The following is a 14,802-nucleotide window of genomic DNA, read 5'->3' as shown; positions in this document are numbered from 1 at the left end:
AGATAGAGCGATCGCCCCCTATCTGAGAATTCCCGTAAGGACGGGTTTGTGGACTAAGAGAAATTACGCAATTCAGTACATCTACTTGAAAGCCCATGTGACCAAGCATCCCTTAGCTATATGTATATGTAATGGCTCTGACGCTTTTTTGGGGAGGAGCTATCGGTCTGTAGGGCTTTGGCAAGCAAACACCCTATGAAACCGCAGCAGCGCTACAGGTCGCAGGTGCCCGATGTTGAACTGATGTTTCGGTCTGGGCAATGAGTTGCAGTTGGCCTTGGGCATTGACGCTTAAATTGGTTGCCTCAATCACCGCATCTTCTGAATGGGCGGGTGTGCTAGAAACCGGCGTACTCTCTAAAACGGGTGAGCTTTCTAAAACAGCGGCGCTGTTCGTCGGAAGCTGACGCAAATCAGACCAGGTGCGATCGCCTCCAATGCCCTGGGTTGGGTTTTCGGGGATTCCCCCTCGCCCCGTTGCCACAAACCGACTGGATTGAGTATTCGAGCACGTTTGGGCAACTTGTTGGCTGGAATCTAGCACATCCGTGGGTAACGCACTGAGGCTAGAGACCGGGTCAAGCGCAAGGTTGTTGATTTGAACCGTACCATTCAGGCTGAATTGAGAACTCGCGGTAATGTCGTTCGTGGGATCCAGTCTTGGCGTTAAGGTATTGCGATATTGAAGCCCAATAATGCCCTGAGCCGTGATGTCAATATTCCCACCTGCTCCCTCAAATGCATTGGCGATGATATCGCTGTTCTCCGATGGAATGCCCACAATGAACGCCGCATTGGCCGTGATATTGCCCCCGGTGGAAGTGCCTTGAGCATTGGTGGTAATGGTGCTGCCCTGCCGCAGAAGAATAACTTCATTCGCAGTTAATTGAATATTGCCCTGGCCGCCTCCATTCACCTCGGCTCGCAGGTTGGCTTTGTCCACCAAAATAATGTTGCGAGAGTTGACAATCAAGTTGCCCGCATCTCCGCTGCCGCTATTGCTCACCGACAGGATCGCGCCATTCTCGACCCGCAACGCATCGGTTGTAATATCAACCGAGCCCGCCGCAAACTCGCTGACCGAAGAAGCCCCAATCGTACTAGGAAGGATTTGCCCCGTGGGGATAACCGGAGCCTGCCCCGAAACTCGGATATCGGCAACGTTCAAGGTCACACTGCCGGCCTTCCCCAAACCTAAGCTGGATGCAAGCACTTGCCCACCATTAAACACCTGTAAGCGCGCTGCTCGAATATCGATACTGCCCCCTTCCCCACGGCCACTTTCAGCAAGCGTTGCGGTAATGCCCCCAACCGTTTGGCTAAAAACATCAATCACCGGGTCGCTAACCTGAATATCACGCGCTTGAATCACGACATTTCCCGCTGTCCCAGAGCCAGCCATGGTGGTCGAGATTGTGCCGCCATTGCGCAGCACAAGTTGTCCAGTGTTGCGCACCGTCACATTGCCACCCTGCCCCGAAGCCCCTGGTTGAACAGAACTAATCACTGCAGCTACCATCCTTCCCCGAGTTGCTCCCTCAATGTCGAGGATTTCTGATGCTTCGATCGTGATATCGCCAGTTCGACCTGTAGGCACAAACGTAAACCCAGGCATATTTAAACCCAACAGATCGGTACTGATGCGGCCTCCTTCTAGCAAGCGTACCCGCTCTGCCGTTACAGAAATATTCCCACTGGTTACATTGGTACCGGGAGCCCCTAAAACAGTGGTAATTGCGCTGGGCACCGTATTCCCAGGGGTATCGATAGGGGCATCGGGCGGTAAGAAGGGGCTCCGAAATGGGGTTTCTCCAATGACTTCTACATCCTGAGCGCGAATGACGATATCTCCACTGCGGGAGTTATTGCTAGAGATGGTTTGAAACGTAGCGAAATTAAATAGAGATGAAACATTAGACTGAATCCAGGCTCCATTTCGCACCCGGAGTTGTGGCGTTTCAACAAGAATGTCGGCACCCTGTGCCCCATCGCCATAGGCAACCGTGTTGATGCCTGCAGTTCGATTGTGAAACGGCGAGGAGGCCCCCAACAGTTCCACAAATTCTGTCGTGTTCACGGTGATTGTGTCTTCACTCACTCGGCCATTGGTACTGGAGAGCAAACTGGAGCCATCTTGCAGGGTGAGCCCGCGAGCCCGTACCTGAATCGAGCCGCCATCATACGAAGAAAAAAAGTCTGGTGAGTCGAAGCGCCGACCCACATCCACCGAGGACAATTGCTGCAAGGTTACGGTTCCCCAGTCGGTGGCAGCGGGTTCAGTTCCAGCGAGATACCAACCTGTTGGGTTCATCACCACATCCGCATTGCGGACGGCCCACAGTTCCACCTGGCCATCTGGGGCATAGAGATTGGCCTGAGCCAGATTCACATTGCTGCCCACCAATGCCAGGGTTTGCCCCGGTGCCACCTGCAAACCACTAAAGGCAGGTGGGCCAAAAAACGGTGGGCCAGGGAAAACTGGCGTTGGGCCTTGCAGTTGAATAGGGCCTGCATTGTTCCCCAATTGCAGCCCAACCGGAGCGCTCACAGTCAGCAACGATGATGCTGCCGGATTGACCGCACTAAATACGGTGCCATCGGCAAAGCGAATGCTGTTGGCGGTGCTGCCCACAAACGACCCACCCAGGTTTAGGGCGGCATTTGGCCCAAACAAAATGCCGTTAGGATTGAGCAGAAACAAGCTTGCAGTCCCGTTGGCTCGAATCATTCCATCAATATTGGAAGCACTAGAACCCGTGACCCGACCAAAGATAGTTTGAATATCGGCAGCGTTGTTGAAGTGGGCAGAGCCGCCTGTGGGAACCGAGAACTCGCGAAAACTATGAAACAGGTTGCCGCCGCTGCGGCTGCCATTGTCGATGACGAAGTTGAGGGAATCGGAGCTGTTAACGGTGGTGGAGAGGGTTCCATCAGCCGCGATCTGCGCCAAGACGGGAGAAGTCGGCTTTAAGCTGAGCAAGGCCAAGGTGACCGTTAGTGTGACTGTAGTAGCCCGGAATCTCATCAATACTTTCCTCTGGACAAGATAAAGCGATCGCCCTTATCGGAGAACTCCCGTAAGGACGGGTTTGTGGACTAAGAGAAATTACGCAATTCAGTACATCTACTTGAAAGCCCATGTGATCAGGCATTCCTTAGCTATATGGAATGCCTCGTAGGGCTTTGGCAAGCAAACACCCTATGAAACCGCAGCAGCGCTACAGGTCGCAGGTGCCCGATGTTGAACTGATGTTTCGGTCTGGGCAATGAGTTGCAGTTGGCCTTGGGCATTGACGCTTAAATTGGTTGCCTCAATCACCGCATCTTCTAAATGGAGAGGTGTGCTAGAAATCGGTGTGTTTTCTAAAACCGATGCGCTGTTCGTCGGAAGCTGACGCAAATCAGACCAGGTGCGATCGGCCCCAATACCTTGAGTCGGGTTTTCAGGAATTCCCCCTCGTCCCGTCGCCACAAACTGACTAGATTGAGTATTTGAGCACGTTTGGGCAACCTGTTGGCTGGAATCTAGCACATCCGTGGGTAACGCACTGAGGCTAGAGACCGGGTCAAGCGCAAGGTTGTTGATTTGAACCGTACCATTCAGGCTGAATTGAGAACTCGCGGTAATGTCGTTCGTGGGATCCAGTCTTGGCGTTAAGGTATTGCGATATTGAAGCCCAATAATGCCCTGAGCCGTGATGTCAATATTCCCACCTGCTCCCTCAAATGCATTGGCGATGATATCGCTGTTCTCCGATGGAATGCCCACAATGAACGCCGCATTGGCCGTGATATTGCCCCCGGTGGAAGTGCCTTGAGCATTGGTGGTAATGGTGCTGCCCTGCCGCAGAAGAATAACTTCATTCGCAGTTAATTGAATATTGCCCTGGCCGCCTCCATTCACCTCGGCTCGCAGGTTGGCTTTGTCCACCAAAATAATGTTGCGAGAGTTGACAATCAAGTTGCCCGCATCTCCGCTGCCGCTATTGCTCACCGACAGGATCGCGCCATTCTCGACCCGCAACGCATCGGTTGTAATATCAACCGAGCCCGCCGCAAACTCACTGACCGAAGAAGCCCCAATCGTACTGGGAAGGATTTGCCCTGTGCGAACAACCGGAGCCTGCCCCGAAACTCGGATATCGGCAACGTTCAAGATCACACTGCCGGCCTTCCCCAAACCCAAGCTGGATGCAAGCACTTGCCCACCATTAAACACCTGTAAGCGCGCTGCTCGAATATCGATGCTGCCCCCTTGCCCACGGCCACGTTCGCCAAGCGTTGCGGTAATGCCCCCAACTGTTCGGCTAACAACATCAATCACCGGGTCGCTAACCTGAATATCACGCGCTTGAATCACGACATTTCCCGCTGTCCCAGAGCCAGCCATGGTGGTCGAGATTGTGCCGCCATTGCGCAGCACAAGTTGTCCAGTGTTGCGCACCGTCACATTACCACCCTGCCCCTCGGCTCCCGGCTGAACGGAACTAATCACCGCAGCCACCATTCCACGCGGGGTTACTCCCTCAATCTCGAGGATTTCTGATGCTTCAATCGTGATATCGCCAGTTCGCCCCGTGGGCACCAAAGTAAACCCAGGAGCATTCAAAGCCACCAAATCGGTACTGATGCGGCCTCCTTCTAGCAAGCGCACCCGCTCTGCCGTTACAGAAATATTTCCACTAGTTACATTGGTACCGGGAGACACCAAAACAGTGGTAATTGCGCTGGGCAGCAGATTCCCAGGAGAATCCATAGGGGCATCGGGCGGTAAGAAGGGGCTCCGAAATGTGGTTGCTCCAATGATTTCTACATCCTGAGCGCGAATGACGATATCCCCGCTGCGGGAGTTATTGCTAGAGATGGGTTGGAACGTAGCGGGGTTAAATGGAGATGAAACACTAGATTGAATCCAGGCTCCATTTCGCACCCGGAGTTGCGGCGTTTCAACAAGAATGTTGGCACCTCGTGCCCCATCGCCATAAGCAACTGTGCTGATACCGGCAGTTGGACTATGCAACGACGAGGAAGCAGCCAACAGTTCCACAAATTCTGTCGTGTTAATGGTGATTGTGTCTTCACTCACTCGGCCATTGGTACTGGAGAGCAAACTGGAGCCATCTTGCAGGGTGAGCCCGCGAGCCCGCACTTGAATCGAGCCGCCATCATACGAAGAAAAAAAGTCTGGTGAGTCGAAGCGCCGACCCACATCCACTGAGGACAATTGTCGCAAGGTTGCGGTTCCCCAGTCGGTGGTGGCGGGTTCAGTTCCAGCAAGATACCAACCCGTTGGATCTATCATGATGTCCGCATTGCGAACAGCCCATAGTTCCACCTGGCCATCTGGGGCGTAGAGATTGGCCTGAGCCAAATCCAACGTGCTACCGACCAACGCCAAAGTTTGCCCCGGTGCCACCTGCAACCCATGAAACACAGAGGGGTTTGGCGTTGGGCCTTGCAGCTGAATGGGGCCTGCATTGGCTCCCAGTTGCAGCCCAACCGGAGCGCTCACAGTCAGTAGCGACGATGCCGCCGGATTGACCGCACTAAATACGCTGCCATCAGCAAAGCGAATGCTGTTGGCGGTGCTGCCCACAAACGACCCACCTAGGTTTAGGGCGGCATTTGGCCCAAACAAAATGCCGTTGGGATTGAGCAGAAACAGGCTTGCAGTCCCGTTGGCTCGAATCATTCCATCAATATTGGAAGCACTGGAACCCGTGACCCGACCAAAGATGGTTTGAATATCGGCAGCGTTGTTGAAGTGGGCGGAGCCGCCTGTGGGAACCGAGAACTCGCGAAAACTATGAAACAGGTTGCCGCCGCTGCGGCTGCCATTGTCGATGACGAAGTTGAGGGAATCGGAGCTGTTAACGGTGGTGGAGAGGGTTCCATCAGCCGCGATCTGTGCCAAGACGGGAGGAGTCGGCTTTAAGCTGAGCAAGGCCATGGTAGCTGTTAGGGTAGCGATCGCAAACTGGAACCTCTTAGGCATGGACTTTTACCTCAACACGAGATGCAGTAGCGATCGCCCGAATCAGGGATAAACTGGGCGATCGCTGGCTTTAGTTAGAGGATGCCCAAAATTCTTTTTGGGTAGCTAAGAAGGAATGAATCCGGTTAAAACCAGCGCATTTGTATGAAATTTCCCAGCCATGTCTGCAGAGTTTTAGCCCAATCCTAACGACCTTCTACATAAGTCATTACGCAGCTCCGCCGCCTTATGCTCTCAAAGCCCTTCGCGCAGGAGGGCCAATATATTCAGCAATTGCGGCTGGCAAAACAGTTATGGGGTTTTCTGCTTATCCAAAACTGACCCTATTCAAGGGGTGTAATCAAATTGCTCTGTGTGCCTTGTCTATGGGTTAGCTAAAAATTCAGCAATTGAAGCGACTCCTGAATTTAGTTAATGATACATCGGCAATCGAACCGTGAAGATTGTTCCCTTGGCTTCAGATGATTCGACGAGGAGTTGGCCATGATGAGCTTCTACAATGCGTTTAGCGATCGCTAATCCTAAGCCAGTTCCTTCCGGCTTTGTAGAGTAAAAAGGCTGCATAACCCGGGAGAGAACATCAGCAGGAATGGGCACCCCCCCATTGTGAACAGAAATACAGATATGTGAGGGAGAACTCACTTGAACAACCCACCGTATCGTATCCCCCGATTGGGCCGCTTCGCACGCATTACGAATCAAATTAATAAACACCTGTTTCAACTTTTCTGAGTCGCCCGAAATCAATAAAGGTAAAACAACGGGAACATACTCAATCGAGCGCCCTTCTGCCTCTGGCATTGAACGCAATAAAATTAGTAATTCTTGAATCAAGCTGTCAATATTAATTTCAGTGAATCGTAAAATTTGAGGTTTGGAGTAAGACAAAATTTCTTGCAAAAGATTGCCCAATCGTTTTGCTTCATCCATTGCCAATAAAAGCCGCGATCGCGCCGATTGATGAAGCTCAAGCTTGGCAAAATAGTTCAATCCCATTTGAATAGTTGTTAGCGGATTGCGAATCTCATGAACGATCATGGCTGCAAATTCACCAATGGCTGCAAGACGCTCATGCTCAATCAGCTTGGCTTGTGCTTCATGTAGTTCTAGTGTTCGTTTCGTGATTTCTGCTGCTAGTACACCATTGGACTCTTGTTGTTGGTAGTACAAGCAATAATTATCAAGCGCTGTTGCAATTCGCTCTGCAAATTGTTCTACTGTTGCGATGATTTGCGCGTTGTACCACTGTGGATGCATGCTAAATGAACAAATCGTGCCAATGATCCGACCCTGTGAACTTTTTAGTGGCACCCCCAAATAACAGACATAGCCCTCCATCCGCTCCATTTCTTCAGAATGGTTGTGAGCATCCTCAATCAAGTAAGGTCTTCCACTGCGGAGCACGATTTCCGAAATACTTTCATGGACTTCATATTCTTTTTCCGAATCGCTAATATCTAGTGTGCTAGCAATAATTTTGACCCTGGTCGCTTCACAGAGTGTGACAATCGACCAGTCAGATTCTAATAATTGGCTCACAGCCTGAGTCATTTCGTGCAGATAGCTATTGAGATCATAGGAGCGATAGCTTAGCAAGATCAGCCTATCCAATGCAGTATGCCACTGCTGTGTTGCCCGATTTTTTTGAGCATCTATCATATCTCTGAGCTATGCCAAATATGAGTTAACTAATTTTTAAAAGAGCCTATAATAACAGCCCTCCTTACTGTCGTTGATTTGAATCAAGTCCGACATTTCTTCAGATTTTCTTAATCAAAAAAAATCCAATTCACAACTCAAAATTCCTTGAAATTTCTCAACAATTTTTTCATAATTTAATATATTAAGTAAAAGCCAGAATCAAATTTGACCTTATAAAGTGGGAGATGTCGAGCATCATTTAATGTTTATGAAACTAATGTTTATGAAACCGTCTTACTCTCTAGCTTTGAATAAAGTTTAGTCATACTTTTTGAGGATTGATTTTATTCCAATTCGAAAAAATCCAATCTGCAAAATTGAAATTGAGATAGGATTTTTGGGTAAGTATCGTAGGGTAGAAATAATAATGACCCTCAGCATGATTTTGATTGGGATAAGCTGAGCGATATTTGAGGCATCACTAAATACCGCGATCGAAATTTTCGGAGAATCTCAGCTAAATCTCATTTTCTGCAATTAGATTCTAGACACTTAAGGTCAGATTCCGGTTGAGGGGTATTCGCTTCTTTGGTTCAATTGAGGATTCAGGAGCCAGCGGTGAATGCATAGAAGCTGATATTTAGGAGGCTTGTTCCGTATCCCAGCTCACTTCTTAAACTTATTTTGCAGTTGCAATTGGCTACTTTTTGAGCAGTCAGGTTTAATGCTTGCTGCATCAAAAAAGGATGAAAGTCGACGTACCCTGTACCCTAGTCTTTAGATAGCATGGTTTATTCTCTTCCCCTTGTCTCTCGCCAAACGCAACTTTCTGTTGTTGAGCAGTATCAACTAATTCGTCAACTCAGCGAATGGCTTTGCCAACCTTTGGCCATTGAAGATTATGTCATCCAGAGTATGCCAGATGTGAGTCCACCTAAGTGGCATTTGGCGCATACAACTTGGTTTTTTGAAACTTTTTTGCTGGTTCCTTATCTACCTGGGTATGAGGTATTTCATCCTCAGTTTACCTATCTCTTCAATTCGTATTACGAGGCGGTAGGGCAACGACATCCTCGCCCGCAGCGGGGTATACTCTCTCGACCTACTGTGGAACAGGTATATCAATACCGAGCCTATGTAGATGAAGCAATGCGATCGCTGTTGAATTCATTGAATCGCTCACCATCGCACAATGTAGAGATACTGTCGCTTGTGGGGTTGGGGTTGCATCACGAGCAACAGCACCAAGAACTGTTGGTGACAGATATTAAGCACATTTTGGCGGGTAACCCTCTGCGCCCTGCCTACCGTTCGGAATTACCAACGGTGGCTGGCCCAGTGCAGGCAACCGAACGTTGGTTGGATTATCCCGGTGGAATCTATGCCATTGGGTACGAGGGCGAAGCGTTTGCTTTTGACAATGAACAGCCTCGGCACTCTGTTTACTTGCAAGATTATTGGCTCGCCGCTCAGCTAACCACCAATGGTGAATACCTAGAGTTTATACAGGCAGGTGGTTACCAAAAATCGGAATACTGGCTATCGGCAGGTTGGGCAACTGTGCAAACCGAGCAATGGCGATCGCCCCTCTACTGGGAGCAGATAGATGGGCAATGGTGGGTTATGACATTACAGGGAATGCGCCCTATCAATGAGCACGAACCAGTTTGCCATGTTAGCTACTATGAGGCCGATGCATTCGCTCGTTGGGCAGGCAAGCGCTTACCGACAGAAGCCGAGTGGGAAGTTGCAGCCGATCAAGTGCCATTACACGGAAACTTTGTTGACCATGGCTTTTTTCATCCCATTCCTGCCCAAGGGACAACGCGCCCCGATCAAATCTTTGGAGATGTTTGGGAATGGACTCAGAGTGCCTATCTTGCCTATCCCGGTTTTCAGCCTGCACCGGGTGCCGTAGGGGAATATAACGGCAAATTTATGTGCAATCAAATGGTGCTGCGGGGTGGTTCATGCGCAACTTCTCTGAGCCACATTCGCTCTAGCTACCGTAACTTTTTCCCTCCTGAAACTCGCTGGCAGTTCAGTGGGATTCGCTTGGCTCACTAGCGAATTATCTGGTTGACTATCTGCTGCTGTGAGCTTTCCTTCAGTTTTGAACTGTTCTGCCGCAGTCATCTCAACTCAAATTCCCTAACCTGGGCGCAACGGAGGTTGTACTCTACTTTCTCTGTGATTGCGATTCGTAAACCGAACTTGATACGACCACACTGTATTTTTGCCATTCATTCTTTCTTAAACTTGCCATGACGACTTCTCTGCACCAACCCCGCCTCAAGCTTTATGATTTGCATCCACCATTGCATGATATTCGGGCAGAGGTGATACATGGATTGAGCCAGCCTCAAAAAGTCATGTCGCCGAAGCTGCTCTACGACAAGCGAGGGGCTGAATTATTTGATGAAATTTGCGAATTGGATGAATACTACCTAACGCGAACCGAAATCGCCATTTTGCAAACTTACGCGTCGGAAATTGCAGCGTTGATTGGGAATGGAGCGCTGATCGAATTTGGCAGTGGCAGTAGTCAAAAAATTCGCATCCTGTTGGATGCGATGCCAAATCTGGCAACATATGTTGGACTGGATATTTCTAAACAACATTTGCAGGAGTCGTGCAGTCGTTTGGCGGCAGATTATCCTGATTTGCAGGCGATCGCAATTTGTGCAGACTATACTCAACCGTTGAACTTACCGTACATTGCTGCAATTCATCAAAAACATAAAGTTGGCTTCTTTCCCGGCTCTTCTATTGGCAATTTGGAACCTGATGATGTCGTGCAGTTTCTCAAAAATGCAGCGATTTTTCTTAATCCAAATGGTGATTTTTTGATTGGGGTAGATCTTAAAAAAGATAAGGCCATCTTGGAACCTGCTTATGATGATGCAAAAGGGGTATCGGCTGCCTTTGCACTCAATTTGCTTGAGCGCATCAATCGAGAATTAGGTGCCGATTTTGATTTAAATCAATTTGAGTATCAAGCGACTTACAATTCAATTGGACGGATTGAAATGAATCTTGTCAGTTGTATTGACCAAGTCATTCATCTTGGAGATACGGCTATTAGCTTTCGAGCAGGCGAAACCCTTCGTACTGAGAACTCATATAAGTACACGATTCATGAGTTTCAGGAACTAGCTGCTTTGGCTGGGTTTCGAACCAGGGCGGTATGGACAGATGATCAACAACTGTTTAGCCTGCACTATTTACATCTTGCTTAATTCGTGAATGGTTATGCGGATGACTCCAGCAAAGTAATTCTGCGTTTTTCGCGGGCGATCGCTCCAGCATCTTCCAGTTGGGTCAGCGTCCGCGATAAAACTTCAGGGCTGATGCTGAGATCGGCAGCAATATTCTTTAAGGGTTGCTCAAGAACGATAACGTTTTTTTCGGGGGTTGCGAGAAACTGTAAGTAATGCAGCACCCGTTCTTGGGCAGAACGAATGCTGCGTAACTCTAACATGACTTTAGTGGTGTGCAATCGATACGTAAGCTGCATCATAACGGCGATGGCCCAATCCACATGTTGCCGAAGTGCATCAAGGAATGCTTGCTTCGGAAAAGCTAAAACTTGAGTAGGGGACTCGGCGATCGCACTACAGGTATAAACATCCAAAAATAGAGAAACCTCTGAACAAATTTCACCAATTTGCACAGCGTAATGGCTAATCGACTGCCCGCTTTTAGTGTAATGTAGGAGCCGAAGTTGACCTGACTTTACAGCATAAATCATCTGTACTTTGTCATTGCGATGGAAAAGAACTTGACCAAGTGATAGGGACCTATACTCAGCAACAGCGTGTAATGCCGCGGGCAATTCATCAATTTCAGCAAAATTCATAAGGTTTGGGCATACGAAAGTTCATGTTCCATCAATGGTTGTGCGTCTGACTCACGGACAGTTTTTTGTAGAGAAGGCTTAGCCAATCAAGGATTGATTGATTGGCCAGCATTTTGATAAAACTTGGCTCTACAGTAAAACTTGTCGTATGGTCTTTTGTGCGAAAATTGGGAGCTTTACTCACACAATCATCAGGAATTGCAACCATCAAGAAAATATGCTCAACAACATATAACAGTCAGTGCTAGGTTGGCTCGGATCAGTCTTTTTTGAAACTCCTACTCAGCAAAGGCTTGCAAAAAATACAATCACCAATCTCGCATTGAGCGTTATATCACTCACCCATCTCGGTCAAGTGCTCGACCAAGATGGTGACTCATCTGTTGAGCATCGATTCAGTATTCATGCAGTTTCTAAGGATTTCCTGAGAATTTGTTGAAAGCAGCATAAAATATTGTGAAGAAATCTAAAAGGTGCGGGTGAGGATGCCAAATTTCACCCTGTTTGCGGCCCAACAGTCCGCTTAATGTAACAAGTATCGGTTTTCATTTCAAAGCTTTAAGGAACCTTAAGCTGGCTCTCATTCTTTCTGCGATCGTTTGATGGATGGTAGCAATACTCTAGTTTTGTACTTCCATGGTTCCCCGTATTCTGATCATTGACGATCGCAACAATTTACCTCGTTTTATTGCTCTAGAGCTTAATGCAAAAGGCTATCAGGTTAGCATTCGTGCCAAATATAGTGTTGAATCTTGGATGATTCAAGTATTTCGTCCAGATCTCATTATTTTGAATTGGGAGCTTCGCTGCCAGTCCGGTTCTGATGTTTACCACCATCTCAAGGTGACTCATCCGCAAATTCCCATAATTATCATTACAGCTAAAGATGAGAACAGCGATCGCGTGGGTTTAATTTCAGAAAAACAAACTTGCTTGACAAAACCGTTTTCTATGAGTGATTTGCTCATAGCGATTGAGTATGAATTCATATCTCGAAAACAGCTAACGACTTGTCGCCGTGCTAATCTTGGAAAACGAGAATCCATCAGCCTGTCTTATTATCTAAACCCTAGCCAATGACGTGTGGCCTGTTAGAATTTTAAAGACGTTGATTGCAACTGAGTGGTTCTAGATTGAAGCAAAAACTTTCGGATTTGTTGTTGTTGTCGCTGCTTAACTTTTTGGCAGATTTTGATGGCGAGCTGTCGGAAGACGCCTTGACAATCTTGGAAGAGCTGAAAACTCGATCGCACGTGATTCCACCGCTCTATGCAGATGTATTTGTGTTGCCGCATTCGGCAACCTGTGCAGATTTGGCGGTCTGTGTCTCTTCCTTGACACGACCGCAAGTAGCGGTTGCCAGCTACGCATTTCAAATCTTTCGCTACTATGAGCAAATTTTGAGGGCCAATCCAGAGAATGCATCAAAAGAGCAAAGAGTCGCTTACGAATCGCAAATTGAGCGAATTCGCCTATCTGTAGCCCGAACCAAGGCCGCATTAGCAGAAGTGATGGCCGACAATGCCGATCCGAACCAATCGGGCGATCGCTAAATGTAGGCTGGGAGGAGGGATAACGCCGTCATGACGAGAAACAGGAACGACATTGTCGTTTCTAGCAAGGCAACAAACTGAATTTTGGTTGTGCAGTACCAATCTTTTCGCCACAGAATGATGCCGAATTTGAGTAAGGCCACGCCAAATGTAAGTGCCACCATACTGCAGAGCCAACCAATCGCCCACAAACCCAAGATCACAAAAGAAGCGATCGCATGATAAACCAAGCTGGAGATGATGGAATGGTGTTTATGCTTGCGCAACTTTAGCGTAAAAATAGAACTCGAGAAGAATAAGCCATTCAAAAGCCACAAGCCGACAACCGAAGCTGACATTGTTCCTGTTGTCACCACGTAGGCAAAGGGCGCAGACAAACAAACGGCAAAGAAAGTCATCAGCTCATTCAGAATGGATCTCTGTTGTCGATAAAACACTGAGACGGCATCCATTCCTAAGGCGGCGATCGCCCCTATATAAATTCCCAACAGGGGCAACAGCACTTCGCCTTGCTGCCAGTACAAGTACAGTGCGATTGCCAGTGCTACTCCAGCATAGAGACTGCCCCAAAATAGCAATCGCGGTTTTGCTTTACGGCGCTGCTTAAGCTGAACGATGAGTGGATGCTCTGCCTGAAAGCCGCAAACAGCGCAAATCAACGCGAGCGTGGTTGCCCAAGTCCATTGCACAGCCGCCGCTGCCCCCAGCAGAAACGATACCAGCAGCACCACGTAGACTCCATGCTCTGGTGAGATTGTTGGATGGTACCAGGGGCGTGAATTGGGCTTGGGGGCTGGCAATGTGGTTATGCTGCTGTGGGATGAAGATGTCATACAAGCTACCTCTGGTTCATTCTTTGCCTGCGAGAAGACATACCGTGTGAGAAGACATACCGTGTGAGAAGACATACCGTGCGGGAAGGTAACTGGAATGAGGGTAGGTTCCGGTCTATTGCTTGGTCTACTGCTTGCCGCAACATGATTTGCGATAGGTTTCCTGCACGAATCGTTGTGCGGCTGATCTGCACAACGATTCATGCTTAGAAAGCCATGCAGGCAAGAGGTCAAATATGGCTGCAGCGATGAAAAATTTCATGACTTTCATGAAGCAGGCGGTACCTTACATCTATTCAATTGCCTAAAGCTGATTCCTCCAATCTACTCACGGATGCGATAGGGTTCCAAACAGAAAAGGACAGATTCATGAATTGATTGATGAACCCTTGTCGCTATCAATCAAGGATTGCCAAATTTATTGAACGACTTCATCAATTAACGCTATGAAAGCAACAGTTGAACAACTGGCGTCTATCTCAATTTTTGCGCAGGTTCCGCCAAACCAACTCGCAAGTCTACAACCCCATGCTGTGATTCAAACCTATCATGTGGGAGAAATAGTGTCTCATGAGGGCGATCGCCTCGTTCCAGGGCTTTATGCGTTACTTCGTGGCTCGTTAAGGGTTTCTAAGCTAGCAACCAGCGGTAAGGAAACCATCTTACGCACCCTAACCAGTGGCGATATCTTTGCGGCACCAGCGCTATTTGGCAACGGCATGGCACCCGCTACAGTGACCGCCGAGAGTGAGGTCGAAGTTTTGATGGTTGATCGCGGGGCATTGCTTGCTGTCATCCGACATTCCGCAGGTTGCTCTGGGAATTAAAGGGAGTGGGGATAAGCTGAGGGAGACGAGTTAGGATCGCCCCCTTGCAGATCGAGAACTTGGACCACTTGGGACTGATTGCGGGTGTTATTGA

Annotated in this window: 10 protein-coding genes; 5 read left to right on the top strand and 5 right to left on the bottom strand. The window is 48.5% G+C overall.

Annotated features, from left to right (window positions below):
- Positions 1 to 193: 193 nt before the first annotated feature.
- The 3 genes from ACQ4M4_RS20665 to ACQ4M4_RS20655 form a co-directional block, all read right to left on the bottom strand.
- On the bottom strand, positions 194 to 3,025 hold the full coding sequence (locus ACQ4M4_RS20665) for a filamentous hemagglutinin N-terminal domain-containing protein (protein WP_430686355.1): 2,832 nt from the start codon (positions 3,023 to 3,025) through the stop codon (positions 194 to 196).
- 174 nt (positions 3,026 to 3,199) lie between these two features.
- Entirely contained in the window at positions 3,200 to 5,995 is a 2,796-nt protein-coding gene (locus ACQ4M4_RS20660) for a filamentous hemagglutinin N-terminal domain-containing protein (RefSeq protein WP_430686354.1), read from the bottom strand.
- A gap of 411 nt (positions 5,996 to 6,406) precedes the next feature.
- The gene (locus tag ACQ4M4_RS20655; protein WP_430686353.1) at positions 6,407 to 7,654 is read right to left on the bottom strand and encodes an ATP-binding protein; all 1,248 of its coding nucleotides are present in this window, start codon (positions 7,652 to 7,654) and stop codon (positions 6,407 to 6,409) included.
- A 768-nt stretch (positions 7,655 to 8,422) separates the two neighbouring features.
- Here ACQ4M4_RS20655 and egtB point away from each other — a divergent pair.
- Positions 8,423 to 9,703 (top strand): ergothioneine biosynthesis protein EgtB, encoded by a 1,281-nt coding sequence (gene egtB, locus ACQ4M4_RS20650; RefSeq protein ID WP_430686352.1) that lies wholly within the window; start codon positions 8,423 to 8,425, stop codon positions 9,701 to 9,703.
- Positions 9,704 to 9,900: 197 nt separating this feature from the next.
- Positions 9,901 to 10,875, top strand: a complete 975-nt coding sequence (gene egtD / locus ACQ4M4_RS20645) for an L-histidine N(alpha)-methyltransferase (protein ID WP_430686351.1) — start codon at positions 9,901 to 9,903, stop codon at positions 10,873 to 10,875.
- An 11-nt stretch (positions 10,876 to 10,886) separates the two neighbouring features.
- On the opposite strand, the gene ACQ4M4_RS20640 is transcribed toward egtD, so the two are convergent.
- The gene (locus ACQ4M4_RS20640; RefSeq protein ID WP_430686350.1) at positions 10,887 to 11,495 is read right to left on the bottom strand and encodes a Crp/Fnr family transcriptional regulator; all 609 of its coding nucleotides are present in this window, start codon (positions 11,493 to 11,495) and stop codon (positions 10,887 to 10,889) included.
- A 636-nt stretch (positions 11,496 to 12,131) separates the two neighbouring features.
- On the opposite strand from ACQ4M4_RS20640, the gene ACQ4M4_RS20635 reads away from it, so the two are divergent.
- The gene (locus ACQ4M4_RS20635) at positions 12,132 to 12,575 is read left to right on the top strand and encodes a response regulator (RefSeq protein ID WP_430686349.1); all 444 of its coding nucleotides are present in this window, start codon (positions 12,132 to 12,134) and stop codon (positions 12,573 to 12,575) included.
- Between the two features lie 53 nt (positions 12,576 to 12,628).
- A complete protein-coding gene (locus ACQ4M4_RS20630; RefSeq protein ID WP_430686348.1) occupies positions 12,629 to 13,048 on the top strand; it encodes a hypothetical protein in 420 nt (139 codons plus the stop codon).
- Here ACQ4M4_RS20630 and ACQ4M4_RS20625 read toward each other — a convergent pair.
- Positions 13,045 to 13,881 (bottom strand): YwiC-like family protein, encoded by an 837-nt coding sequence (locus tag ACQ4M4_RS20625; protein ID WP_430686347.1) that lies wholly within the window; start codon positions 13,879 to 13,881, stop codon positions 13,045 to 13,047. The two genes, ACQ4M4_RS20630 and ACQ4M4_RS20625, sit on opposite strands and share 4 nt — an antisense overlap.
- A 446-nt stretch (positions 13,882 to 14,327) precedes the next feature.
- On the opposite strand from ACQ4M4_RS20625, the gene ACQ4M4_RS20620 reads away from it, so the two are divergent.
- Complete coding sequence (locus ACQ4M4_RS20620) at positions 14,328 to 14,708, top strand: cyclic nucleotide-binding domain-containing protein (protein ID WP_430686346.1); 381 nt, start codon at positions 14,328 to 14,330, stop codon at positions 14,706 to 14,708.
- The last annotated feature ends 94 nt before the right edge of the window (positions 14,709 to 14,802 follow it).

This window comes from Leptolyngbya sp. AN02str (assembly GCF_050565595.1).
Lineage (GTDB): Bacteria > Cyanobacteriota > Cyanobacteriia > Elainellales > Elainellaceae > Kaiparowitsia.
The sequence above is the reverse complement of the archived record's forward strand: the minus strand, read 5'-3'. Positions and strand labels throughout refer to the sequence as shown.